Source organism: Streptomyces sp. NPDC017943, assembly GCF_044328425.1.
Taxonomy (GTDB): domain Bacteria; phylum Actinomycetota; class Actinomycetes; order Streptomycetales; family Streptomycetaceae; genus Streptomyces; species Streptomyces djakartensis_A.
Genome location: NZ_JBIRHH010000001.1, coordinates 423,919 through 448,693, shown reverse-complemented (window position 1 = coordinate 448,693; position 24,775 = coordinate 423,919). Strand labels below are relative to the sequence as shown.

Genomic DNA, 24,775 nt, shown 5'->3' with positions numbered 1-24,775 from the left:
TTGTCGACCCGCGGCCGCCGTGTGCGGGGCCGCGGACAGTCACCTAGCGGGACGTGAGGACCGCCTCCATCACCGCACGGGCGATCGGGGCCGCGTCGCCGCCCCCGCTGATCTCCCGGCGCTCCGCCTCCGCGTCCTCCACGACCACCGCCACCGCCACCCGCGGCTCCAGGTCCGCCTCGCCCTGCGCCCAGGAGATGAACCAGGCGTACGGCATGCCGGAGTTGCGGCGGCCGTGCTGGGCCGTGCCGGTCTTGCCGCCCACCTCGGCGCCGCGGATCGCGGCCCGGCGGCCGGTGCCCTTGTCCACCACCTCCCGCATCAGCGCCCGCAGCCGCACCGCGGTCGAGGGGTACATCGCCTGACGGGCCGCGCGCGAGCCGGCGGTCGCGAGCGTGCCGCCGCCCGGCCGGGTCGTGCGCTCCACCAGGTACGGCTCGCGCACCTGCCCCCCGTTGGCCACCGCCGCCGCGACCATCGCCATCTGCAGGGGCGTGGCCCGGGTGTTGTACTGGCCGATCGACGACAGTCCGAGCTGCGCCCGGTCCAGCGCGGTGTCGAAGGTGGAGCGGGCCACCGCGAACGGGACGCGCAGCGCCGGGTCGTTGAAGCCGAAGTCCTGCGCCGTGGCCGTCATGTCCGCCACCCCCACCTCCACGCCGAGCTTGGCGAACACCGTGTTGCAGGACAGCGTGAACGCCTTGCGCAGGGACGCGTCCCGGCAGCCCTTGGCGGCGTTCGTCAGCCGGGTGCGTGTGCCGGGGAGCGTGTACGGGTCGGGGGAGTCGGTCGGCGCGTCCAGGTCCCTCACCACACCCGCGTCCAGCGCGGCGGCCGCGGTGACGACCTTGAAGGTGGACCCCGGCGGATACGTCTGCCGTACCGCCCGGTTGAGCATCGGCCGGTCCTCGTCCGCGTTCAGCCGCTTCCAGGCCCGGGTCGTACCGGGTCCGTTGCCCGACAGCGGCTGCGGGTCGTAGGACGGGGCCGACACCAGGGCCAGGATCCGGCCGGTGGCGGGTTCCACCGCCGCGACGGCCCCCTTCAGCCCGGTGAGTCCCTTGAACGCCGCCCGCTGCGCGCCCTGATGGAGGGTCGTGACGACGTCCCCGCCGGTGGGCCGCGCCCGCGTGAACTCGTCCCACAGCGGGAACGGCGCGAGCATCGGGTCAGAGCCGGACAGGACGCCGTCCTGGGCGTCCTCCAGCAGCGTCGTCCCGTACAGCTGGGAGGCGAAGCCGGTGACCGGCGCGTACAACGGCCCGTCCGTGTAGGTCCGCTCGAAACGGAGGTGCTCCCGCGTGTCCCGGGAGCCGGTGACGGCCCTGCCGCCGACCAGGATGTCCCCGCGCGGCTGCTCGTAACGGGCGATGTCGGGGCGGCGGTTGGCCGGACTGCGGTCGTACTCCGGGGCCCGCACCAGCTGGACCCGGGCCGCGTTCAGCAGCAGGGCCGCCAGCAGCAGCGCGCAGAAGAGGCGGGCGTGCCTGATGTACCGGGTCACCGGGTCTCCTGCCCTTCCTGCTGGCGCCGGGCCGAGTCGCTGACCCGGACCAGCAGCGCCACGATCGCCCAGTTGGTCACCACCGACGAGCCGCCCTGCGCCAGGAACGGCATCGCCATGCCGGTCAGCGGGATCAGCCCGGTCACCCCACCCGCGATCACGAACACCTGGAGCGCCACGAGCGAGGCGAGACCGACCGCGAGCAGCCGCCCGAAGGGCTCGCGCAGGGCGAGGCCCGCCCGGAAGCCGCGCTCCACGAGCAGGCCGTACAGCAGGAAGATCGCGGACAGGCCGGCCAGGCCCAGCTCCTCGCCGGCCGTGGCCAGGATGAAGTCCGACTTCACCGCGAACCCGATGAGGACGGAGTGGCCGAGACCCAGGCCGGTGCCGAGCAGGCCGCCCTCCGCGAAGGCGAACAGGGACTGGGCGAGCTGGTTCGCCCCCTCGCCCGCCTCGACGGAGGCGAAGGGGTGCAGCCACGTCTCGATCCTGCTGTGCACGTGCGGCTCCAGCCGGCCCACCGCGACCGCGCCCAGCCCCGCCAGCAGCAGTCCCAGGGCGATCCAGCCGGTGCGGCCGGTGGCGACGTAGAGGAGGACCACGAACAGGCCGAAGAACAGCAGCGAGGTCCCGAGGTCACGCTCCAGGACCAGCACGCCGACGCTCACCAGCCAGACGGCGACGATCGGCCCGAGGACCCGCCCGGTGGGGAACTGCAACCTCCACAGGCGGCGGCCGGTGTACGCCAGGGCGTTGCGGTTGGCCGCCAGGTACGCCGCGAAGAACACCGCCAGCAGCACCTTCGCGAACTCGCCCGGCTGGATGGAGAACCCGGCGACCCGGATCCAGATGCGGGCGCCGTTCACCGCCGGGAACAGGATCGGCAGGGTGAGCAGCACCAGCGCGGCCACGACGCAGACGTACGTGTAGCGCTGGAGCACGCGGTGGTCGCGCAGGATCAGCACGACCAGGGTGAACAGCGCCACGCCGAGCGTCGACCACACCAGCTGGGCCGGCGCCGCCCGGTCGCCCGGGGTCTCCAGGTCGAGCCGGTAGATCAGCACCAGGCCGAGCCCGTTGAGTAGCACGCCGATCGGCAGCAGCAGGGGGTCGGCGTACGGGGCGCGCAGGCGTACGGCCAGATGGGCCACCAGGGCCAGTACGCCCAGCCCGGCGCCGTAGCCGGCCGCGCCGGGCGGCAGGGTGCCGTGCCGGGCGAGGCCCACGGCGCAGTAGCCGTAGACCGACAGCAGGACGGCCAGGACGATGAGGGAGAGTTCGACGCCCCGGCGCCGGGGAGGGCGGCGGACGACGACTGCGGGAGGATCCGCCGTCGCCACGGTGATTCCGGCCTTGCTCATGTCTGGAACCTACCCAAACAGTGCGTCTTGTGAGTCTTTGGGTGAGGGAGTGTCAGCGCTGAGGTGATGCGGGGCCGTCCGGCAGTGGCCGGACCGTTCCGCCCGTCGTACGCGGGGGCGGTGAGGGCGGGGTAGGGGCGCAGGGGCATGGGGGAGGGATACCTCCATGCGGGGGCGAGGGTGGCGAAGCCGACTGAGCGCCACCCTAGGGGCGCCCCTGGCGGACCGCCCTTCGGGCTGGGCCAGGAGAGGGGCCTGGGAGCGTCCCACGCGGACCACCCTTCGCGCTGGGCCAGGAGGGGACCTGCGGCTGACACCGCGCCAGGGCGGCACTTGGCCGGAGCCTCCGCGGCGGGCGGGGCATGTGGCTGTCGCCTGGCTGGGATCTCCGTGGCGGGCGGCGCGTGTGGCTGTCGCCGGGCCAAAGTCTCCGCGGTGGGCGGGGACCCGCGGCTGTCGCTCGGCTGGAGCCCGCCCGTGGCAGAGAATCCCACTGCCGAGCTGTCACCGGGCTGAAGCCGCCTTTCCCACCCGGGTGGCAGGCTGGGCCCGTCGTCCTCCCCGGCCGAAGCCGGTCCCGGCAGGCGCGGCCAGGTGGCCGTCACCCGGGCTAAGCACTCGCCCGCGGCAGGCAGGGCCTGCGTCCCCCGGCTGAGGCCGGCCGAGGTAGGTACGGCCGCGATCGTCACCCCGGCCGAAGCCCTCCGGGGGGTGGCAGGCTGGGCCCGTCGTCGTCCCTCCGCCGAAGCCGGTCCCCGCCAGGCACGGCTCGCGATCGTCACCCGAGCTCGGGACTCGTCCGAGTCAGGCAGAGGCCGTAGTCGTCCCCTCGGCGAAGCCCGTCCCCGGCAGGCAGAGACCGCGGTCGTCACCCGGTCCGAGACTTGCTTGTGGCAGACAGGGCCCGCCGCCACCCCCGGACGAAGCCGCCCCCAGCAGGCACGGCCCGGGGTCGTCACTCCGTCGGGAGCCGCAGTGTCGCCACCGCTCCGCCGTCCGGGGCGTGGCCGAACTCCAGTCGCGCGCCGAGCACCTCGGCCTGCCCGGCCGCGATGGTCAGCCCCAGCCCGTGCCCCCGCGTACCGCCCTCCGTGCGGAAGCGCTGCGGGCCGTGCGCCACCAGGTAGTCGGGGAAGCCCTCGCCGTGATCGCGCACGGTCACCACCGGGCCGTCCACCGTCAGGACCACCGGCCCCGCTCCGTGCTGGTGCGCGTTGGCCACGAGATTGCCCAGCACCCGCTCCAGCCGGCGCCGGTCCGTCTCCACGCACACGTCCCGGACGACGCTGACCTCCGTGCCGCCGCCCGCCGCCCGCACCACCCGTTCGGCCAGCGGCCCCAACTGCTCGGTGTCCAGTTCCAGCCGCTCCCGGCCGGTGTCCAGCCGGGAGATCTCCAGCAGGTCCTCGGTGAGCGTGCGCAGCGCCGCCACCCGGTCGCGGACCAGTTCCGTCGGCCGGCCGGGCGGCAGCAGTTCGGCCGCCGCGTGCAGTCCGGTCAGCGGCGTGCGCAACTCGTGCGCGACATCGGCCGTGAACCGCTGCTCGGCGAGCAGTTTGCCCTGGAGCGAGGAGGCCATGGAGTCCAGCGCGGCGGCGACCGCGGCCACCTCGTCCTGCGGACGCGGCGGGCCCCCGGCCCGGGCCCGCGGTTCCGTACGGGGATCGTGCACGCGGGCGTCCAGGTCACCCGCGCTGATCCGCCGGGCCACCTGTGCCGTGGTGTGCAGCCGGCGCGTCACCCGCGTCACCGCGAACGCGCCGACCAGCAGCGTCGCACCGATCGCCAGCGCCGAGGACCACAGGATCGCCCGGTCCAGCCCCGCGATCGTGCGGGCCTGCTGCGAGTAGTCCACCGCCACGGCCAGGGCCCGGCCCCCGTCGGCGGGCCCGGCCGCCCACATCGTCGGCCGCCCGTCCCGGTCGGCGACCATCGTGCCCCGGTCCCCGGACGCCGCCAGGTCCCGCAGCTCGCGCGGCAGTCCGCGCGGATCCAGCCCGGCGTCCCGCCGCAGGGCGTCCCCGGCCTCGTACCGCCGCGTCGCGTCCGTGAGCCGCTGCAACGCCTGGTGGCGGGCCTGACCGACGGTCTGGTTCGTCACCTGCACGTGCACCAGGACGCCGAGCAGCGCGGCCAGCGCGCAGCACATCACCGTGATGAAGGCGGCGGCCTTGACGGCGAGCGTCCCGGACCACCGGGGGAGGCCGGACCTTCGCCGAAGTACCGGTCTCCGGAGGAGCGCGGGCCTTCTCATCCGCTGCTCGCGGCGGACGGACCGGAGGACGCCCCGGAGGCCGAGGGGGAGGACGTGGGGGTGGGGGTGGGGGAGGCCCGGTGCGGGGGCTTGCGCGAGCCGGTGCGCAGCATCTCGTCGTGCGTGAGGAGCATGGCCCCCTGGTCCCGGTCCCAGGTCCACTGGAGCCGGTACTCGTACCCGGCCACCTCGGAGGGCGAACGGATCACCAGGGAGCGCCCGGCCAGCTCCACGCCGCTGAGCGCGTCCTCCCAGGCCATCACCTGTTCGATCCGGTGCCCGACCACCGTGTAGACGCGCACGGCCGTGGTCTTGCCGGGCAGGAGCCGGAAGCCCAGCACGAGGTCGTCGCGCCCGTCCCCGGTCAGGTCCCGGTAGTACGGGACGAGGACCGGGCAGTCACCGTGCCCGGCGCCGTCCGCGCAGTCGGCCATCCGGGCCTTCGTGCCGCGGTAGGGGGCCTTGGCGCCGTCGTAGTCACCGGGGTGCGCGGCGATCTCGGCCCGGACGATGCCGACCGGGTCCACCTTGCGGAGGTCGTCGCCGGGGACCTTCACGCCCTTGACGACCTCGGTGTCGACCTCGCCGATCTCGAAGGCCGGACTGGACGCCGGTGTCATCCCCGGCCACAGCCGGACCGGGCCGGCCGCCGTCGGGGTCGCCCCCGCGCCCTCGAGACCACCGGCGTCCCCGCAGCCCACGGCCCCGGCCAGCAGCAGCACGGCGACGGCCGCCGCACGCGCGGGGCGGCCGGGTCGGCACGCGAAGGGGCCGAGGCGGCTGCGGGTACCGGGGCGGCGGCTGGGGGGCACTGCACTCCTGCGGGGGTGGGTGATCACGCGGCTCGGACGCGACCGCCGGCCGCGTACACCTTATTCGCGGGGACGTCCCATTTGCGCGCGAGGGCGGCCGTGAGCCGCGGGCACGGCGACATGGCGGCACGGCGGCACGGCGGCACACCGTGCGCCGCACGCCGTACGCCGTACGCCGTACGCCGTACGCCGTACAGCCGTGGGCACCCCGCACCCCGCACCCCACACCTCGCACGTGCGTCGCACCCCGCACGCCGTATCGCGCACCCGGCCGCCTGTGTCTGCCGACGGGGCCGCCCTACTCCGCGCCCTGCTGCTCGGTGAGTTCCTCCAGCAGCCGGGCCGTGGCCAGACCGGCCCGCAGGTAGTCGACGAACAGGTCGTTGTGCAGCGCCCAGGGCGAGCGGCGGTCCCGGATCAGCCGGATGGCCGCCTCGGCCGAACTGCCCCGGCGCATCAGCACGTGCGCGACCACCAGCCCCGAGCGGTTGTAACCGTGGAAGCAGCGGACCAGGACCCTGCGGCCGTCGTCCAGCGCCTCGCACGCGGCCTCGGCCAGCCGCATCACCCCGGCCAGCTGGGTGCCGTCCAGCGGCCCGTCCGGGATCGGCCAGACCTGGTGCCGCACGCCCGGATCGGGGCCGTGGCCGGGCAGCCGCAGCAGCGTCTGCACCAGGTCGAACTCGTCCCGTACGACGGCGAACTCCCGGTGGCCGGAGCCGCCGGCGTACTCGTGGCCGCCCATCCACAGACCGGGGACCACCTCGCTCCACGCGTTCTGCGGAGCCGGAACATCGGGTTTTCCGCGGGTACGCACCGACGCCTCCCACCTCACCGCCCGGGGGCCCGCCCCGCTGACCAGGCGCGGCGTCCTTCCCGCGCCCCGTCGCCGGACGGGCCCAACTCCTTCCCAAGGTAACCGGGTTCTTGCCCCCGCAGCACCCCGCCTGTTCCCATGGTCGGGGGTGATGGTGCATGCGAGGACTGCGCGTCATACCGACCTGGAGGCACGGCCGGCAGCTGCTGTACGTCTGCCTCCCGGACGGCGGCAACGTCGCCTGGTACGACCGTGAGGCCGCCCGGGTCAGCCTGCTCGCCGAGGACCGAGAGGACGAGGTCCTGCGCGTTCTCCAGCCCTTCCTCACCGGCCCCGTGGCGGTCGGCCCGCCCCCGGTGCCGACCCCGGCCGAACTCGCCCGCCTCGCCCTCCACCCGGACGACGACCTCGCCCCCAACCGTCCCGGCGAGGCCCTCGTCGTCGCCCTGGACCGGGACCCCGGGCCGGCCCACCGGCTGCGGCCCGACCCCCGCCGCCGCGCCCTGGCCGCCGAGCAGACGGTGGGCGACGCCCTGGACGCCCTCGACGGGGCGGGCTGGCACGCCCTGCACTCCGTACCGCTGCCGGGCGGCGACCGCGTCCACCACCTGCTGATCGGCCCCGGCGGTCTGTACGCCGTGCACACGCTGTACGCCCGCCGGCAGCGCGTCCGGGTCTCCGACCCGCTCGTGGCGCTGGGCCGCCACGACCCCGAACCCCTGCTGCGCCGCGTCCGCTCCGACGCCGCCCGCGCCTCCTACGCCCTGACCGCGGAGGTCCGACCGGTCCTCGTCCTGGTGGGCCCGGCGGCCGTGTCGGTCCCGGTTCCGCCGCGCGGGGTGCGGGTCCTGGCGGACGGCGACCTGCCAAACCTGTCCCGCCAGGGCGGCGTCCTCAAGCCGGCGGACGTGGAGGCCCTGCACGCCATGGCCCGCGACCGGAACACCTGGGCCCGGGTGTGACGGGTGCGATGTGACGGCACGGCGCACCGGCCCCGTCGCCGGCCGCGGCGTCTCTACGGCAACGACCCGGCCCGCTCCGGGTCCAGCAGCGGCGCGAGCAGGTCCCCGAAGTCCTGCACCCGGGGCGGTACGTCCCCCGCCCGGAGGTCCAGCCGCCCGGGCGCCCGGCACTCCTCGACCTCCTCCCAGGTCACCGGCGCCGAGACGGTCGGCTCGGGGCGGGCCCGCAGGGTGTAGGGCGCCGCGGTCGTCTTGCGGGCGGCGTTCTGGCTCCAGTCGACGAACACCTTCCCCGGCCGCAGACTGCGCGTCATCCGGTGCAGGGCCAGGCGCGGCATGGCCTTCTCCGCCTCCACGGCGAGGGCCTTGGCGTACTCCGAGACCTGCTCGGAGGACGCCCCCCGCACCGCCGTGAGCAGGTGCAGCCCCTTCGAGCCGGAGGTCTTCGCGTACGTCTCGAAGCCGTCCCGCGCGAGCCGCTCGCGCAGCCACAGCGCGACCTCGCAGCACTGCACCACGGTCGCCGGCGCCCCCGGGTCGAGGTCGAAGACGATCCGGTCGGCCTCGTCCGGCGAGCCGACGAGCCACTGGTGCGTGTGGAACTCGGTCACCAGGTTCGCCGCCCACATCAGGCTCGGCAGGTCCTGCACCAGGACCATCCGCGACGGCCCCTCGACCCGGGGCACCTCGGCGGTGGTGACCCACTCGGGCGTACCCGGCGGCACGTTCTTCGCGAAGAACCGCTGCCCGTCCGGCCCGTCCGGATACCGCAGGAAGGACACCGCCCGGTCGTGCAGGTGGGGCAGCAGGACCTCGGCGACGGTGGCGTAGTAGTGCAGCACCTCGCCCTTGGTGAAACCGGTGGCGGGATACAGCACCTTCTCCAGGTTGCTCAGCGCGAGCCGTCGCCCCTCCACCACTGTCATAGGCGCCATACGATAAGAATCCCACGCAAACCGTGACAAACACTCCCGAGCGTGACCGGAAGGGTGCTGCACGTGAGATCCATCTGGAACGGCGCCATCTCCTTCGGCCTGGTCAGCATTCCGATCAAGCTGGTGAACGCCACCGAGAACCACTCGATCTCGTTCCGCCAGATCCACAGCGAGGACGGCGGCCGCATCCGCTACCGCAAGTTCTGCGAACTGGAGGACCGCGAGGTCACCCAGGGGGAGATCGGCAAGGGGTACGAGGACGCGGACGGCACGATCATCCCGATCACCGAGGAGGACCTCTCCAGACTGCCGCTGCCGACGGCCAAGACGATCGAGATCGTCGCCTTCGTCCCGGCCGACCGGATCGACCCGCTCCAGATGGACGCCGCGTACTACCTCCAGGCCGGCGGCGCCCCGGCGGCGAAGCCGTACACCCTGCTGCGCGAGGCCCTCAAGCGCAGCAACCGGGTGGCGATCGCCAAGTACGCCCTGCGCGGCCGGGAACGCCTCGGCATGCTCCGGGTCGTCGGCGACGCCATCGCCATGCACGGCCTGCTCTGGCCGGACGAGGTGCGCGCCCCCGAGGGCGTCGCCCCCGACACCGACGTCACCGTCCGCGACCAGGAACTGGACCTCGCCGACGCGCTGATGGACACCCTGGGCGAGGTCGACCTGGAGGACCTGCACGACGAGTACCGCGAGGCCGTGGAGGAGGTCATCGCCGCGAAGGTCGCCGGCGAGGCCCCGCCGCAGGCCCCGGAGCCGGCCACCGGAGGCAAGGTCCTGGACCTGATGGCGGCCCTGGAGAACAGCGTCCGCGCCGCCCGCGAGTCCCGCGGCGAGGAGGCCGGCGACCACGCCGAGGTCAAGCCGCTCCCGGCCCGCAAGACGTCCCGCGCGGCGCCCAAGCAGACCGGCGGCAAGAAGTCGACGTCCACCGCGAAGAAGACGGCGGCGAAGAAGACGACGGCCTCGTCCGCCAAGAAGTCCACGGCGAAGTCGGCGCAGAGTGCGAAGAAGACGACGGCCAAGAGCACGGCGAAGAAGTCGACCCCGCGCAAGCGCTCGGCCTGAACGGCCGGGGCAGGGGTACCCCGCCGGGGAGAGGCCGGGTCCGCGGAGGCCGGCACGGATAGTCCGGGCCTACGCGTCCGGACCGACGCGACCGGACCGACGCGTCGGGGCCCACGCAAGCGGGCCGACGCGTCCGTGAAGACGGGAGAACGCCATGCCGCGGTCAACCGACCACCACACCGGCGCCGCTGCCGAAGGACCGGCAGGAGCCGACGCACTCGACGTCCACTTCATCGGCAACGCGACGGTGCTGCTCTCCTACGGCCCCCTCACCCTGCTCACCGACCCGAACTTCCTGCACAAAGGCCAGTACGCCTACCTGGGCTACGGCCTGCTCAGCCGCCGCACGACCGAACCGGCCCTGGACGTCCACGAACTCCCGCGCCTGGACGGGATCGTCCTGTCCCACCTGCACGGGGACCACTGGGACCGCCGGGCCCGCCGCCACCTCGATCACACGGTGCCGATCCTGACGACCCCGCACGCGGCCCGCCGCCTCAAGGTGCTCCACCGCTTCGAACGCACCGCAGGGCTGCGCACCTGGAAGTCGCTCACCCTGCAACGCGACGGCGTCCAGGTCACGGTCACCGCCCTCCCGGGCCGCCACGCCGGTCACGCCGCGCTGCGCCGCCTGCTGCCGCCGGTGATGGGCAGCATGCTCGAGTTCGGCCCGGCCGGCGGCCCGCCCCGGCTGCGGCTCTACATTTCCGGCGACACCCTCGTCTACGACGGCCTCGACGAGATCACCCGCCACTTCCCGTCCGCCGACCTGGCCGTGCTCCACCTCGGCGGCACCCGCCTGCCGGGCGGCTTCGTCGTCACGATGGACGGCCCCCAGGGCGCCGAACTCGCCCGCCGCCTGCGCCCCCGCCTGATCCTGCCGGTCCACTACGGCGACTACACGGTGATGCGCTCACCGCTGTCGGAGTTCCTGGCGGAGGCGGAGAAGATCGGCCTCGGCGACAGGATCGTCCACTGCGCCCACGGGGAACGGGCCCGGATCCCGACGGAGGCCGGGGTGACCCCGGGCGTACACGCAGACTGAGCCCGCACGACGCCTACGTCTCCCGGCCCGACGCACCGGGATGCGCGGACGCCGGACTGGAGAACGGGACGCAACTGAACGCAACTGGACGCCCCCTGGCGTAAGTCACATAAGGCCGGCGCCCGCCGCACCACCACCCTCCCACGGTGCGCACGGGCGCCGTCGAAGCTCTGGTCGGGACCGATCGCGCGCCGAACCGACCGCTCGCCGGGGCGATCAGGCGACCCGCCTCCCCCCTCCCTCTTCCTCCTCGTCGGGCTCGTCGGGAAGATGGACGTCGTCGACGGAGATGTTCACCTCCACGACCTCCAGCCCGGTCATCCGCTCCACAGCATTGATGACGTTGGTCCGCACGTCGGCGGCCGTGTCGGTGATGGCGGCGCCGTACTCGACGACGACGTCCAGGTCGACGGCGGCCTGACGCTCGCCGACCTCCACCTTCACGCCCTGCGTCACACCGCTGCCCGAGCCGGGCACGCGCTGACGCACGGCACCGAAGGCCCGGGTCATCCCGCCGCCGAGGTTGTGGATCTCGGGAATCTCCCGGGCCGCCATGCCCGCGATCTTCGCCACGACCGTGTCCGCGATCGCGGTGCTCCCACGGGTCTCGGGGGCGCCTTTACCGCCCCGCGACGCGGAACCCGGGCCGGACCCGGCCGCGGCATTGCTGCGCTGAGTGGTCTCCGTCATGACCGTCACCTCGATGGTGGGTGAGGGGGTACGAGCAGCGTCTTTCCTTCCACGGTAGAACAGAGGGACAGAAGGGGCGAAAGTGCAGAAACCCCGGACGGGCGCGAGAGGCCAGGAGGCAAGGGCCATGACGGATCCGCGAACGGTCCTGTGGCAGGCGCGCAAGGGACCGGTACCGCAGGACTGGCGCGTGTTCACCAAGAAGCGCGGCAGACTCTCCGGCTTCTTCCACGGAACGTCGGACGACCCGGACCCGCTCCTGGTGATCACGACGGGTGGCTCGGTGGAGTATGTCAGCGAGGCCAAGCCCCTGGCGATCGTCCTCTTCGGCGACCTGACGGAGGTGAAACTGCGCGTCTCCACGACGGACTCGTCGTCACTGGTCTCCACGTGGCTGGACCTGCGCCACCGCAACGGCAACAAGACACGATGGAGCTCGGTCGGCTTCACGAACCACCTGGACGTGATCCAGGCCTTCCTCGAGTCCTACGGCGCACACAAGGCACTACGGGGGCACGGCTGAGCTGGTCGGGGGGAGGGGAATGCGGGGCCCGGGTTGAGGCCTCCGCAGAGACGGCGAGGCGGTAAGTCCCCTCACTGACCAGCCGGCCTGAGCTCTGATCAGTCAACGCCGCTGCACCCAGCCATACTTGCACCCGATCGAGCCGCTCAGATCTGCCCATACGCGAAGACCCCGTCTCAGCTGGAACGCTGATGGCGGGGTCTTTGGGCACCTCATACAAGGTGCCCCCGGCAGGATTCGAACCTGTGCACACGGCTCGGCCTTTGCGGGTTTCAAGGTTCGAGCAGGTCACAGGCCTGTGAACCGTAGATGGCGCGCGCTTCGTCCACAGGTAGTCCACGGGTGCTTTGCAAGCCGCTCGACGGAGCGGTGAAGGGCATCGGGAGCAGCCTTCGCACTTCGATCAGCAGAGGTGTGACTGCACCTCGGTCATCGTTGCTCGAGGGTGCGCGCCGGGGCCCCTGGCAGGTGCTGCCTTCGGTGTCTGCCGCCCTTCCGGCATAGCCAGCTAGAGGTAACCGCAGCCGCGTTGAGGCCCCGTGCTTCGAGTGAGGGCAGTTGCGGTTGGAGGGCTGACTGGATACGACAAGGCTGTCGGCATTCTGGCAGCTTTCAGCACGGGAGGGGGCCGACAGTGATGCGCCAGTAGGCCGCAAGAGCGACGAACGAGCGCATATGCCTGTCGCGCGAAGAGCCGCATGAGTAGCGTGGGTTGAGCTGGGCGGATGGCAGGGCCACTGCCGAAGCGGGACGCGAGAGCGTGTGTCCGCACCCGCAGGTGGGCGCGCGGCTGTGGGTGGGGAAGCTGGAAGGGTTTGATGGGGTCTGAGTACAAGCAGTGGCACGAGGTGCTCTGCGCTGAGTTCTTCGGTGAGGGCAATGAGCAGCGGAGCACCGTCCTGTACGTCGATGCCGAGGTTGAACGGGAGTTGGCCGAGCGCGTAGGAGCAGGCCTTGCCCAGGCTGTCGCCGGCGAACTCAACTGGAGCGATCCGGACAGACCGCTGTTCAGCCGCATTCAGCGCGAGTGCGAGATGTGGGAGGAACGGGGGAGTGTGGGCCCGCCGCCGAGCCTACCGGTGCTGGCGCTGTCCGTGCTGGCGGCTACCCGCATGGCGTCCTCGGACGGCATGCTGAAGACCAACTTCTACGGACGGTGGAGCCAGCTGTTCGGCGAACAGCCCTCCAGTCGGCGGGGCCACAAACTTGCGAACGCCTTTGAGGACGTGGCCGGGATGTGGGAGGAGCTGGATACCTGGCTTGAGGATACGGGCGGTCTCTACGGCACCAGCACGATCAGCACCGACGAGTATTACTGGAAGATCGGTTTCCCTATCTCGCAGGCACTGGTGCGCGACTCGGACCGGCAGATCCTCACCCGGTTTTTCGCCGCCACCCGCTTGCGGCCTCGCAACCCAGACGAGGTTTCGGGCCGCGAGTTGCTGCGGCGCCTGCGCGTGTGGACAGCAGGGCGGGACCGGCACCTGTCGCCCCGGCTCATGGAGGAGCTTGCCAACGCCCTGGATATGGGCGACACCCTGATCGCCGGCCTGGTCAAGCGGCTCGCCGATGACTGGGACGGTACCCTCCACGAGCCGGAGCGCGAGCATCGGCGCCGCGCCATCGGACTGAGACTCGTAGTCGCGGACCGGGGCAGGCGCCTGGAATGGCTCGCAGAAGCGTGTGACGGTATCGACGAGGCGCGCGTCGCAGTGCCCCCAGGCGGTCGCACGTTCACGCTGCGCAAGGGGTATGGGGGCGTATACGAAGGGCTGGAATCGCTGCACCCCTCTTGGCAGCAGCTGGAACACGGCCTGCGCCTTGAAGGGGCGGAGCTGGTCCTTGAGTGGGCACCGCAGGAGGTGCTCCTGCTGCGACTGCACCCGCACCTAGGTGAGTGGGTGAGTACAGAGTATTTCGAGCCCGGCGAGCAGCACTGGATTCTGGCCGCTGACTCTGCTGTCCGCGCAGTGCGATCCATGGTCGATGCCCTCGGCGGCCGTACTGTCCGTGAAGCGGCGGCGCCCGTACCGGGGTGGAAGCTGATCAAGGGCGTGCGCGCCGTCAATGGGCTGGCCTTCGCAAGCGCCCTCGACCGGGGCGGAGACCACGCACACGTCCTTGAGCCCCAAATCCGGCACCATGCCGCGTTGTCCGGCGGGCTGCGTATCGCCCCTGAGTACCCGACGGGTGCCGGAGTGGCCGGCCATTTCCTCCGCGGCGGTGCTCCCGACCTCATCTTGCCGGCCAGCGACTCACAGGACGGTCGTGTGGAAGTCGTCCTCGACGGCCGCACTGAGAAGCTGCGCGCTGACCCCCGCGTGCCCTTCCCGCTCTGTCTGATCCCTCTCGATGAGGGAGAGCACCGCGTGGGTACGGCCCGCAGCAACCAGGTCTTCACACTGCACGACGGACTTCACGAAGGTCTGCCGCCGGGCACTGGGATGCTGGGATACCCCTGCGACGGCACTGCCCAGCCCGAGCTGAGCGACGTAACGGGTTCCAAGGCCGCCATCCGCGGGGCTGATGCGGTAAGCAGTATCAGCCTCCCGCGAACCGAGCTGCTGCGCTCAAGTGTTCTGGAAGCCGTGCTGCTGGATCCCTGTGGCGGCGTGTACCGGGCCAAGCAACGGTCGGTCCCGGCCTGGATGGCTTCCCGTCTGCCCGCTGCAGCCCTCGGCCCCTGCCTCGAGATCGAGGTGCCGGACGGCTGCGTCTGGCTGGTCTACCGTACGGCGGCCCGCTGGTCGGTCAGGGCGCTGGCGGCAGCAGCTGACATACCCGCTCCCGCGCCGGCATCCGACGACTACGCCTGGGCGTACGCCGTCCTCAGCGCCGCCCAGCGCCTGCAGGATCCTGCCTGGCTCGACTATGTAGCGGCAGCAGAAGCGATCAGCGGAAGGCGGGGAGCCTGATGACCGACACAGGAGCCCTGCTGCTGCGTTGGCTGAGTGAGCGGGGCGCCGGCACCCTGTCTGATGCCAAGCAGGGCATGTGGTGGCTTGCAGCTAAACACTGTCAGGACATCGAACCGGGAGCCCCAGGCCGCTGGCTACGCGACGCCGTCTCCCTGGCTTACATGGACATCGACTGGCGCAACCGGCGCTGGTGCGCTGCCCCGCCGGTCCTGACCCGCCTGCCACAGGCGCGGGGGCTGGCGGTACTCACCGGGAGCCGGACGGCCGCCTTTGACGCGCGCGTAGCGCAGGCGGTGGAGGATGGGTTGCTGGAGCTGTTCCAGGTGCCCAGTGACCGTCCGCCCACGGACATCCCCTTGCCCCCCTCCCTCATCGTCCAATTTGATGACGAAGCAGGGCTAGCAAGCTGGGCAGCCGAGCTCGGCGTCTCCTACACACCGTGCTTCGCGCTGCAAGGAGCAGCGCTCTTGCCGCCTTTGAGACTTGGCGAGCCTACCTCCGCACCGGAGTTTGGCAAGCCGCTGGAACAGTACGACCTTGAGCGCGGCGAATACCGTCTTGTGCCGCGGCCCCAGGGTGATGGTCTGTACCGGCTCAAGCGGCGCGACAGCAAGCGCGTATGCCAAGTCCTGCGCGACCGGCAATGGTACGAGACCAGTCACGAGCAGGGCGTCTACCTCGTGCTGGAGAGCCAAAGGCGGATTGCGGACGTGCTGCGCTGGAGGCCCGAGAAAGACTCCGGACGTGAGAGGTTCGGGACCCTATTCGTCGACTGGGGGTACCCCCTGCCCGACCTGCACCGGCGTGTGGCCGTGATGTGCTGCGGTCTCGCGCCCCGTATCAACGCCCAAGCCAAGAACCTCGCCTACGACAACGTGCCCTACGCCGTAGCCGCCAAGATTGCCCAATCGCTCGGACAGCATCTGGGGGAGAACGATGAATGACGCCGCTTCGCAGCAGCCTGGCCGGGAGGTGGACATCCTCGGTTCGTTCGAGCACTTGAAGGATGCGCTCTTCCGTTACTACAACACGCCGTTCGGGCTTGCTGACGAGCACCTCGAACGCGAGCGCCAGGACCTGTTCGACGTGAACGGCGGAGCCTGGAGGCGTCCTCTGCTGGAGGTCCGCCCGCGCTACGTTCAGATGGACGCGGGCATCGCGGAATCCGTGAAGGCAGCAGGAGCCCACCCTGACCTGGCGGAACTGGTCCAGCTTGGACTGATGCAGGGTGTCCCCTCCCTGTACGAGCACCAGCACCGGGCCCTGGCTGCGGCTGTGCGCGACGGGCGCGACGTCGTCGTCACGGCCGGCACAGGCTCGGGCAAGACAGAGTCGTTCATGCTGCCCATTCTGGCCGACCTCGTCCGCGAGTCCGCCGACTGGCCGACCGCCTCGCCGCCGTCGAACCGCTGGTGGGTTTCTCCCAACGGCGAGTATCAGCCCCAGCGGGCAGGCGAGGCCGGCCGGCACGCAGCTGTACGCGCGCTCGTCCTCTATCCCATGAACGCGCTCGTCGACGACCAGATGATGCGCCTGCGCAGGGCGCTGGACAGCGATGACGTCAGGGCATGGCTTGCCCGGTCGCGGCCCGGCCACCGCTTCTATTTCGGCCGCTACACCGGGGCGACGCCCGTCCCTGGTGAGGTCGGTTCGCCGGCTGGCGTCAAGACGTTGCGCAAGGAGTTTGCCGCCACGGAGGAGCGCTCCCGCCAGGCGCAGAAAGCCTCCGGCGACGGCCGGTACTTCATCCCCCGGCTGGATGGTGCGGAGATGCGCTGCCGCTGGGACATGATCCAGGCTCCGCCCGACATCATGATCACGAACTACAGCATGCTGAATGTCATGCTGATGCGCTCGCGCGAGTCGCGGATCTTTGACAAGACGCGCCGCTGGCTGGAGGAAGTGCCCGACGCCCGATTCACCCTGGTCGTCGACGAGCTCCACATGTACCGGGGCACGGCGGGCACAGAGATTGCTTACCTCCTGCGCAACCTGCGTCACCGCCTCGGCCTGGATCACAGGCCGGACAAGTTCCGCATCCTGGCCGCCTCCGCCTCGCTCGAAGCCCCCCGTGATCTGGACTTCCTGCAGGAGTTCTTCGGCGTCGACCGCAACCGGTTCGTGGTCCTCGGCGGTCAGCTTGTATTGCCGACGCACACCCGCACCGACATCTCCCATCATGCCGAGGCCTACGCCGCCCTGGACCAGGATCCCGCGCCCGCCCAGGCCGACCAGTTCCTGGCAGATACCGGTGCCGGTGACGCGCTGGTCAACGCCCTGCGTGACGGTGACCGCCTCATCGCCGACTTCGACGACGCTGTTGCCGCCCGCATCTTCCCTGCCGCCGACACCGCCGTGCAGGAGAAGGCGTTGCGCGGAGTCCTCGCCGCACTGCGACGCTCGGCCGATCCCCGGACGCCCAAGCTGCGCGGGCACCTTTTCTTCCGCAACATCCCAGGTGTCTGGGCCTGCTCTGACCCTCAGTGTCCCGACGCTCCGCGTCCGGAAGGTATGGAGAGGACCGTCGGCAAGCTGTACCCGCGCCCCACGTCGCGCTGCAGCTGCGAAGCACGCGTGCTGGAACTCCTCTACTGCCAGAACTGCGGAGATCCGTTCCTCGGCGGGTACGCACCAGAATCGGCCTTCCGGAACGCGGCCAAAGGGCGCCCCTTCGAAGCCGGACTGCTCGCGGACCTGCCCGACCTCGACTCACTACCCGACGCCGCTGCTACGGGGCCGAGCGCGGCCAACTACATCGTCTACTGGCCGCGTAAGGACGACCCTGCGGTGGAGAAGCTGAAGTGGCCGTCCACCTCGGACAAAGGCACACTGAGCGCCGACTTCGAGTTCAAGCGCAGCCAGTACGACCCGCGGACCGGCATCCTCCGCAACCATCACAAGCACACCGGCTGGTCCTTCCACACCAGCGTGCCGCAGACAAAGAAGGGGCGATCCCGGCTCAAAGCGGAGGACCTCCCCGCGGCACCGACCCAGTGCCCCAACTGCGGTGACAACTGGGAAGTCAAACAGGTCGGGACGGAGCATCTCAGCCTCAACGACTCCCGCCGCATGCGTACACCAGTCAGGTCCATGCGTACCGGTTTCGAGAAGGTCAACCAGGTGCTGACCACCGGGATCCTCTCCCACCTGCCGAACAGGCAGGCCGTGGTCTTTTCCGACAGCCGTCAGGACGCAGCGAAGCTGTCCGCAGGCCTGGGGCTGCGCCACTACCAGGACCTCCTGCGCCTGCTGCTTGCAGAGGAGGTCGAGGGCCAAGGGGATCCGGCCGCCGACCTCGCGGCCGTATCGGGCTTCTACCGCAAGTCCCCTGACGACCCGGTCGACAAGGAGACTGCTAAAGCCGCCCGCGACCGGCTGCGTGCCCGCGATCCGGAAACCTATGACGCCTGGGTGAAGCTCCAGAAAGCATCCGAAAGCCTCGACGATCTCGACGATGACCTCGCCGACCCGGCAGAAGAGGCTGCGCTCTACAGCCGCCTCAGCCGGGTGCCCAGCCTCGACAGCCACGGCAGCGCCGTCGCTGAACGCCTGGTCCAGCTCGGCGTCAATCCCGGCGGCCCGAAGGCGTCACTGCAACAGACCAGCTACCAGAATGGCTCCCAGCCGCAGCCCTGGACCTCCCTGTACCAGTGGCCCGAGCTCCCTGCTGGCAAGGTACGTGACGAGTCCAGCCTGGTCCTGAGCGAACGGCAGGCGCAACTGCGCCAGGACATCCGCGAGGCTCTCACCAGCGAGCTGCTCAACGGGCTGTTCGGCAGCGCCGGACGCGACTTCGAGTCTCTGGGCCTGGGCTGGCTCACCCTCGCCACCGATCAGGCACCCCTCGAAGCTGAGCGGGCCTCCGATGCCGCGCTGGCCCGGGCCAGCCTGCGAGTCCTCGGCCACATGCGCCGTTTCGCAGGACTGCGCAGCCCGGCTGACGAACCACCGAAGAAGCTGCGGGACTTCTGGGCCAGCACAGCGGACCACCTGGGACAGGACCCGGACGACCTCCGCAATACCGTCGAGCGGATCTGGGGCGAGGCAGTCAAGAAATACGTCATCCAGCCTGAGCACGTCGCCTTGCGCCACGGCCGAGCGGTGTCCTGGACCTGCTCCGTCTGCCGACGACGGCACCTCCACCCCGGCGTCGGGGTGTGCACGAAGTGCCGACGGCCCCTTCCTGCTGTGCCCGAGCCGTTCGAGGGCACAGACGCCGACTACTACGCCTGGATGGCGCACAGGCAGTTCGGTGATTTCCGACTCAACGCCGCCGAGCTCACCGGCCAGACAGACCGTCTGGACGCGCAGGCCCGCCAGGCCCGCTTCCAAGGCATCTTCCTCGACGGCAAGGAGCACAAGCTCCCCGACACTCTCGACATCCTCTCTGTCACCACCACGATGGAAGCCGGAGTCGACATCGGCCCGCTGTCCGCTGTCCTGATGGCGAACATGCCGCCGACCCGGTTCAACTACCAGCAGCGAGTCGGACGGGCAGGACGGCGCACCTCGCCGGTCGCGCTTGCACTCACCGTGTGCCGCGGCCGTAGCCACGACGAGTACTACTTCCAAGACCCCCAGCGCATCACCAACGATCCGACTCCGCCGCCTTACCTGTCCACGGACATGAAGGACATCTACCAGCGGGTCCTCGCTGCCGAAGTGCTCCGAAGGGCATTCGACGCCGTGCAGGGCGCGGCCGGGGACGACACAGGGCCCGATCCGACCCGTAACGTCCACGGCCAGTTCGGCCACACTGCAGACTGGCCCGCCGTAAGTGAAGCGGTCAGCGGATGGATTAAGTCGCATGATGCCGAAATCTGCAGTCTCGCCGAAGCCCTCGCCGACCACACCCGCAGCACCTGGTCCCCGGCTCAGGCGACGGCATGGGTGGCCCAGGAGCTCGTCAACCGCGTCACCCAGATCGCCGACGAGCCTCGCGGCCACCACGAACTCAGCCAACGACTGGCGGAGTCAGGCCTGCTGCCAATGTTCGGATTCCCCACCTCGGCCCGCTACCTGTACACCAAGCGCCCTTCCGAGTCCTACCCCTGGCCGCCGAGCGGAGTAGTCGACCGGTCGCTGGACATCGCGATCTCGCAGTTCGCTCCCGGCGCTGAAACGGTCAAGGACGGACAGGTCCACACGGCAGTCGGCGCAGTCGCGTTCGAGCCGACCGGGCGAGCTCCCCGAGCCGTGCAGGAACCGCTCGGGCAGCCTGTCCTCATCGGTATCTGCCGTGCCTGCGGCCACCTCGCAGAGGACGTACAGGCGCTGCCGGAACAAGAGGACGCTCCGCCGCAGCCGTGCCCCGCCTGCGGAACGGCCGACGGCTCCTACCGGGAGATCGAACTGCGCGAACCGGTCGGCTTCTACTCCGGCAAGGCACGCGACTTCGACGGCAATTTCGCATGGAGGGCCAGGTCGCTCGCCCCCCGCACTGCCGCAGACCTTGAGAACGGCGCACCGCTGAAGATCGAGACACCTGGCATGGTGGTCCACTCCGGCAAGGGCGAGCGGTACGCAGTCAACGACAACGGCGGCCGACTGTTCCAGTTCTCAAAAGTAAGCCCGACCACACGCTGGTCCGGCGCCTACCTGGAGGCCGGGGCGGCCGATCTGTTCCCATGGCTTGCAAAGGACATTGTCGCCGACGAGGAACCGCTCACCACCGCCATCGGCGCCACCCAGCACACGGACCTGTTCCTGCTCGGCCCCCAGGCAAGCGAGATCCCAGCGCTCGGTCTGCGCCTGAACCTCACCTCCGTGCCACAGAGCACCGGCTTCCCCGACGACCGCTCGGGCCGACGGGCAGCCTGGTACTCGCTGGCCGCCCTGCTGCGCACAGCCGCCGGCTCGCTCCTGCAGGTGCAGCCGAACGAGATCGCATCCGGCATCCACGGCGCAGGTACTGGCAGCAACAAGGCGCGCACCTTCGCCTTCCTCTCCGACACCTTGGACAATGGCGCCGGCTACTGCACGCACCTCGCCGAACGGGAGGTCTTCGAGCAGCTCATGGCGACTGCCAGCAGGATGCTGGCCGGCTTCGCGGACGGTGCGCACGGCCATGACTGCCGCGGCTCGTGCTACCAGTGCCTGCGCGACTACACGAACATGGCGTACCACAGCCTCCTGGACTGGCGACTGGCCGGCGAACTCCTGGCCATCCTCCAAGGCACAGGCGCCGCCAGCAGCCAGCATGGCCGCCGGGCCGCGGGACTGCTGCGCAACTGGGCGTCCGACTTCCCGCCCGGCGACGCGGAATTCGTGGACGACCTGGGCGGCACCGGCCCTGCGGTACTCTTCGAAGAGCGGGTCTGGGTCGCTGCCAAGGGCCCCTTCGAGGCGGCCGACGCCATGCTGTCCTCCCCCCGCATCAGCTCCGTACGCGACGCCGCCGCAGTCGACAGACGAGATGTTCCGGACGTGGTATTCGTCGACGACTTCCTCCTCGACAAAGCCCCTGCCCGCGTGTCAGCCATGCTCGCCGACTTCGACGGGGTGTAGAACATCAGCCCCTTGCAGCTGCGGAGTTGCAAGGGGCATGGGAGCTGAGAGGCAGCACAGCCGCTGCAGCCGGGCGCACGCCCGCCGACTGTCGACTGCTTATGCCAAGATGATCGGCCAGGGGAGAGGGCACGGCCGAGCCGGAGGGAAGTATGAACGACCCGGTACTGCTGCAGCGGTTCGCAGCCTGGCTCCAGCCCGGGCCGTCGGCTGAGGACGCGGAGCGCAGCGCCTTCTTCAAAGACGGCGTCATCGTGCTGGACACGAACGTCCTGCTGAGCCTGTACGAGTACACCGAGACCTCCAGAAAAGATGTCCTGTCGGCACTCGAGCAGACCGCAGGACGGCTGTGGATGCCCTACCAGGTCGGCCTCGAGTTCGTCCGCGGCCGCCGCAGCACACTGGAATCCCGCAAAAGGGCCCTCGCTGATGCTGCTTCAGAGGTCAACAAGAAGCTCATGGCAGCCCGAAAAGCGATCGTCGAGGCCAAGAAGGTCGTGTGTGCCCAGCTCGACAAGTACGCTCGGGCCCAGCAGGAGATAGCGGGACTCGACGCACTCGTCGCGGACTCCGGCGTCGATGCTCACCTCGACGTCTACCGGCACGAGTTCAAACGTCACCTAGACATGCTCAAAGCCGACCACGGCTTAGCGCTGAACTCCGCCGATGCGGAAGACCCCATCCTTAAGCGCATCGCGAAGCTATACGGGGAAAGCATCGGCGAGCAGCCGGACGACGACACCCTGCGCAAGCGGCTGGAGGAGGCGACCGTCTTCCGGTTCCCGAACAAGATCCCTCCCGGATTCTCCGACTCCGACAAGGACACGCCGCTGAAGTCTGCTGGCGACTTCCTCCTCTGGGAAGAGCTGATCGCGTATGTCCGCCAGTTGCCCCCCAGTGGCCGCCGCGTGCTGTTCGTTTCGAATGACACGAAGGAAGACTGGTACGAGCAGGGCTCCGGCTCAAGTAGCTCCCGTCCGTGGCCAAGTCTTGTCGACGAACTGAGGCGGAGGGCACAAGCAGACTTGAGAATCGAGACACCACCCCACTTCTTCGGCGGGGTCAGGGAGTTCCTGGACGCTGAGCTCGCCGCGGATACATACGCAGAGATCGAGCGGGTGTCGGAGGCATTCGAGGCGAAGGTCCAGGACACACCGCTGGTGGTCACGGAGGAGACAGCGTCTCACCTAGACCCCCCGGAGGGGCTGGCGCTTGATGCGTTCAACTCCGTAGGACTCACCTCTTCGGCCGTCCGTGCGGCTGCGGAGTCGGCGTCGCCGTCCCAACGGTTGTTCCAATGGTGGCTCATCGGTGTGACAGCCCAGCTCGGGCGGAGGGCTGTAGGAGAAGCGGAACCGTCTGTAAGCATTGCTACGGCCAAGAGAGGCAGCGAGCCGCCCTCCGCGGACTGGATTCCCGGTACCGCCCTCTCGCCAGGCGAGTGGCTCCACCGGGACTCGTCGTGGATCGCACCGTGGTTCATGGACCTGCTGGACTCCATCCCCCAGGCGGACCGCGCTCTCCTGCGCCGGCTGGCGCAGCAGCAAGCAGAGAGCAACAGGCGCTTCCGCAGCTGACGCTAACCGATGTCTCAACTTCCCACCGTGTCCCGCACATCTGACAGGTGTGGGGCACGGCCTCTCTGCCCACGACTCTGGTGGTCTGGTGATGCAGGGGCCCAGGCCGCGCTAAAGAGGGCCAGTTCGAGGACGTCCGGCCCAGCGGACCACTCGATCGATGAAGCCGTCAGCTGCTCGCTGGCCGCGTACATCCATGTTAGATAGATGTGATACCGGTAGGACGTCCAGTTTCCGTCACGCCAAACGCGATTGGCGACCACCGGGGCCCATTCGAAGCCAGCCGTTACTCCAATTTTCGTGGCATACCGACGGAGAACCCCAGCAAGCACTCTGTCGAGGATGAGGGGACGCAGCCCCTTCACCTCAGGCAACGCCTGACCAGCAAAGTAGAGGAACTTGGTAAGAAACGCCGGCCCAAGACCGTCCAATACCTGCAGCCGCTCGTAGGCCGCGGACGCACCTTCGCAAGTAAGCAGAGATACGGCTTCTGTGAAGGCTTCCTCAGCACCTGGCTGGGCGAGCACATGACCTGTGCGGTACGGGCCGTAGCCCGTGAGGCCGTAGCCCCAAACCTGGGTGGCCACGAACGCTTCTGCCAAACTCTGCGACTGTTCCGCAGCTCGGAATGTGGCCACGACCTCAGCCCGGCTCACAGAAGCCGAATCAACTGTCGTCCGATCGGCGAAGTCGTTGGGCCAGGGGTCTACGGCCATCCAACTGGAAGGCGTGTACGGAACGGTGTGGACTCCACTTCCGTTCCTGTACCGCTGGCCCCTCTCCGGGGCATTCAGCCACCTGCCCAAGGACGTCACTGCATCTTCCGGCAGTAGCTGCGCAAGTATCACCGCGTCGAGCTTGTCCGCCAAGCTCTGGTCAAACCGCATTAAAATTCCCCCTCCTTGCAGGAGACGTCATCGTGTCAGGCAAGGAGAGAGCAGCTATGTCGAACGTGTGCACGATAATGGCTCCGGAGGCCGTCTGGGTCCTAGGCAACGCAGCAGGTCACGGCCCTGCACGCGGCAGATTAAGGGGGAGGAGTCCACGGATAATCCACGGCTGGCTGAGTACGGCTGTAGCGGCTTGGGTGGCGGACTGGCGCTGTACACCTTCAGTCGTCACTTCCATGTCCCCACCGGCTGCGTTGACGTGCCATCGTCTGGCGCCGTTGATGTCACCTGGCCAGCCCGCTACACACCAGGGACGACGCTGCAGCGCCTGGCACCTATCCGGATGATCACGTGCGGGCGCCAGATGCCGATCAAGTGGAGGGGCAACCGGATTTGACCTGCATGGATAGTGCTCTGGACGAGCATTGTCAGTGGTGTCGCGTACGGTGAGTCTCGTCGAGTGCCAGGACGTGTAAGGGTTGGCGACACCCCCTTCTGGCGGCTGCTCGGCCTATGGGGAAGAGTGGAGCTAGACACCCGACAAGCCCGCTCTTGAAGGAGGAGGACACTGTGACCGTCATGGACGAGCGGACCGGCCGTGAGGACGACCAGCACATCGTCTGGACGGCTGAGGAAATCCAAGCCGTCGTGCGGCATGAGCTGAAGGAATTGGGGCTGACGTACGAGGAGTTGAGGGACCAGGCACGTCGCCGTGATTTCAGTTCTGCGCAGGCAAACTCGCTGTGGGCCCTGATCGGGGACGCTGTTGATCTCTGATCCGCTGTCGCGGAAGTCTACTGAGTTCGCTCAGGAGATACAGAACCTTCTGAACGCCACGGTTACACAGCACGTCCGAATCAACTCGGCGGAGTTCCCCACGAGGCAAGGCCGGTTGTTTATGGTCGC

Annotated in this window: 17 protein-coding genes; 9 read left to right on the top strand and 8 right to left on the bottom strand. The window is 69.8% G+C overall.

All coding sequences use genetic code 11. From position 1 onward, the window contains the following. Window positions 1-43: 43 nt before the first annotated feature. From ACH4C6_RS01920 to ACH4C6_RS01900, 5 genes are all read right to left on the bottom strand, one after another. A complete protein-coding gene (locus tag ACH4C6_RS01920) occupies window positions 44-1,504 on the bottom strand; it encodes a penicillin-binding transpeptidase domain-containing protein (protein ID WP_398106576.1) in 1,461 nt (486 codons plus the stop codon). After that, on the bottom strand, window positions 1,501-2,865 hold the full coding sequence (locus ACH4C6_RS01915) for an FtsW/RodA/SpoVE family cell cycle protein (RefSeq protein ID WP_398106575.1): 1,365 nt from the start codon (window positions 2,863-2,865) through the stop codon (window positions 1,501-1,503). Before ACH4C6_RS01915 ends, ACH4C6_RS01920 begins: the two co-directional genes overlap by 4 nt. A gap of 955 nt (window positions 2,866-3,820) precedes the next feature. After that, entirely contained in the window at window positions 3,821-5,119 is a 1,299-nt protein-coding gene (locus ACH4C6_RS01910) for an ATP-binding protein (protein ID WP_398106574.1), read from the bottom strand. After that, window positions 5,116-5,931: a hypothetical protein gene (locus ACH4C6_RS01905; RefSeq protein WP_398106573.1), complete on the bottom strand. Its 816-nt coding sequence runs from the start codon at window positions 5,929-5,931 to the stop codon at window positions 5,116-5,118. The genes ACH4C6_RS01910 and ACH4C6_RS01905 overlap by 4 nt, the downstream gene beginning before the upstream one ends. A 298-nt stretch (window positions 5,932-6,229) precedes the next feature. Then, entirely contained in the window at window positions 6,230-6,748 is a 519-nt protein-coding gene (locus tag ACH4C6_RS01900) for a dual specificity protein phosphatase family protein (RefSeq protein WP_398106572.1), read from the bottom strand. 158 nt (window positions 6,749-6,906) lie between these two features. On the opposite strand from ACH4C6_RS01900, the gene ACH4C6_RS01895 reads away from it, so the two are divergent. Beyond that, on the top strand, window positions 6,907-7,710 hold the full coding sequence (locus ACH4C6_RS01895; RefSeq protein ID WP_398106571.1) for a nuclease-related domain-containing protein: 804 nt from the start codon (window positions 6,907-6,909) through the stop codon (window positions 7,708-7,710). Window positions 7,711-7,763: 53 nt separating this feature from the next. On the opposite strand, the gene ligD is transcribed toward ACH4C6_RS01895, so the two are convergent. Next, window positions 7,764-8,645: a non-homologous end-joining DNA ligase gene (ligD, locus tag ACH4C6_RS01890; protein ID WP_398106570.1), complete on the bottom strand. Its 882-nt coding sequence runs from the start codon at window positions 8,643-8,645 to the stop codon at window positions 7,764-7,766. Between the two features lie 54 nt (window positions 8,646-8,699). Here ligD and ACH4C6_RS01885 point away from each other — a divergent pair, with 54 nt between their 5' ends. Next, entirely contained in the window at window positions 8,700-9,719 is a 1,020-nt protein-coding gene (locus ACH4C6_RS01885) for a Ku protein (RefSeq protein WP_398107109.1), read from the top strand. A 154-nt stretch (window positions 9,720-9,873) separates the two neighbouring features. Beyond that, window positions 9,874-10,764 carry an MBL fold metallo-hydrolase gene (locus tag ACH4C6_RS01880; RefSeq protein ID WP_398106569.1) on the top strand — a complete coding sequence of 297 codons (891 nt, stop codon included), beginning with the start codon at window positions 9,874-9,876 and terminating at the stop codon, window positions 10,762-10,764. A gap of 216 nt (window positions 10,765-10,980) precedes the next feature. Here ACH4C6_RS01880 and ACH4C6_RS01875 read toward each other — a convergent pair whose 3' ends face one another. After that, window positions 10,981-11,454 carry an Asp23/Gls24 family envelope stress response protein gene (locus ACH4C6_RS01875; RefSeq protein WP_398106568.1) on the bottom strand — a complete coding sequence of 158 codons (474 nt, stop codon included), beginning with the start codon at window positions 11,452-11,454 and terminating at the stop codon, window positions 10,981-10,983. A gap of 127 nt (window positions 11,455-11,581) precedes the next feature. Between ACH4C6_RS01875 and ACH4C6_RS01870 the strand changes: the two genes are divergently transcribed. The 5 genes from ACH4C6_RS01870 to ACH4C6_RS01850 all read left to right on the top strand — a co-directional run bounded on the left by ACH4C6_RS01870 (window position 11,582) and on the right by ACH4C6_RS01850 (window position 22,979). Beyond that, window positions 11,582-11,977 (top strand): hypothetical protein, encoded by a 396-nt coding sequence (locus ACH4C6_RS01870; RefSeq protein ID WP_398106567.1) that lies wholly within the window; start codon window positions 11,582-11,584, stop codon window positions 11,975-11,977. 818 nt (window positions 11,978-12,795) lie between these two features. Continuing rightward, window positions 12,796-14,892 carry a hypothetical protein gene (locus ACH4C6_RS01865; protein ID WP_398106566.1) on the top strand — a complete coding sequence of 699 codons (2,097 nt, stop codon included), beginning with the start codon at window positions 12,796-12,798 and terminating at the stop codon, window positions 14,890-14,892. Further along, window positions 14,892-15,839 carry a hypothetical protein gene (locus ACH4C6_RS01860; RefSeq protein ID WP_398106565.1) on the top strand — a complete coding sequence of 316 codons (948 nt, stop codon included), beginning with the start codon at window positions 14,892-14,894 and terminating at the stop codon, window positions 15,837-15,839. Before ACH4C6_RS01865 ends, ACH4C6_RS01860 begins: the two co-directional genes overlap by 1 nt. Then, the gene (locus ACH4C6_RS01855) at window positions 15,832-21,402 is read left to right on the top strand and encodes a DEAD/DEAH box helicase (protein ID WP_398106564.1); all 5,571 of its coding nucleotides are present in this window, start codon (window positions 15,832-15,834) and stop codon (window positions 21,400-21,402) included. The genes ACH4C6_RS01860 and ACH4C6_RS01855 overlap by 8 nt, the downstream gene beginning before the upstream one ends. 152 nt (window positions 21,403-21,554) lie before the next feature. Further along, entirely contained in the window at window positions 21,555-22,979 is a 1,425-nt protein-coding gene (locus ACH4C6_RS01850) for a PIN-like domain-containing protein (protein ID WP_398106563.1), read from the top strand. Window positions 22,980-22,993: 14 nt separating this feature from the next. Here ACH4C6_RS01850 and ACH4C6_RS01845 read toward each other — a convergent pair whose 3' ends face one another. Next, complete coding sequence (locus ACH4C6_RS01845; protein WP_398106562.1) at window positions 22,994-23,866, bottom strand: hypothetical protein; 873 nt, start codon at window positions 23,864-23,866, stop codon at window positions 22,994-22,996. A 582-nt stretch (window positions 23,867-24,448) separates the two neighbouring features. Here ACH4C6_RS01845 and ACH4C6_RS01840 point away from each other — a divergent pair. Continuing rightward, window positions 24,449-24,646, top strand: a complete 198-nt coding sequence (locus ACH4C6_RS01840) for a hypothetical protein (RefSeq protein WP_398107108.1) — start codon at window positions 24,449-24,451, stop codon at window positions 24,644-24,646. Window positions 24,647-24,775: the final 129 nt, after the last annotated feature.

Coding starts and splice junctions, on each gene's coding strand:
- ACH4C6_RS01915 (WP_398106575.1), bottom strand. CDS start 2,865: ATGAGCAAGGCCGGAATCACCGTGGCGACGGCGGATCCTCCCGCAGTC.
- ACH4C6_RS01910 (WP_398106574.1), bottom strand. CDS start 5,119: ATGAGAAGGCCCGCGCTCCTCCGGAGACCGGTACTTCGGCGAAGGTCC.
- ACH4C6_RS01895 (WP_398106571.1), top strand. CDS start 6,907: ATGCGAGGACTGCGCGTCATACCGACCTGGAGGCACGGCCGGCAGCTG.
- ligD (WP_398106570.1), bottom strand. CDS start 8,645: ATGGCGCCTATGACAGTGGTGGAGGGGCGACGGCTCGCGCTGAGCAAC.
- ACH4C6_RS01880 (WP_398106569.1), top strand. CDS start 9,874: ATGCCGCGGTCAACCGACCACCACACCGGCGCCGCTGCCGAAGGACCG.
- ACH4C6_RS01875 (WP_398106568.1), bottom strand. CDS start 11,454: ATGACGGAGACCACTCAGCGCAGCAATGCCGCGGCCGGGTCCGGCCCG.
- ACH4C6_RS01870 (WP_398106567.1), top strand. CDS start 11,582: ATGACGGATCCGCGAACGGTCCTGTGGCAGGCGCGCAAGGGACCGGTA.
- ACH4C6_RS01865 (WP_398106566.1), top strand. CDS start 12,796: ATGGGGTCTGAGTACAAGCAGTGGCACGAGGTGCTCTGCGCTGAGTTC.
- ACH4C6_RS01860 (WP_398106565.1), top strand. CDS start 14,892: ATGACCGACACAGGAGCCCTGCTGCTGCGTTGGCTGAGTGAGCGGGGC.
- ACH4C6_RS01855 (WP_398106564.1), top strand. CDS start 15,832: ATGAATGACGCCGCTTCGCAGCAGCCTGGCCGGGAGGTGGACATCCTC.
- ACH4C6_RS01850 (WP_398106563.1), top strand. CDS start 21,555: ATGAACGACCCGGTACTGCTGCAGCGGTTCGCAGCCTGGCTCCAGCCC.
- ACH4C6_RS01845 (WP_398106562.1), bottom strand. CDS start 23,866: ATGCGGTTTGACCAGAGCTTGGCGGACAAGCTCGACGCGGTGATACTT.
- ACH4C6_RS01840 (WP_398107108.1), top strand. CDS start 24,449: ATGGACGAGCGGACCGGCCGTGAGGACGACCAGCACATCGTCTGGACG.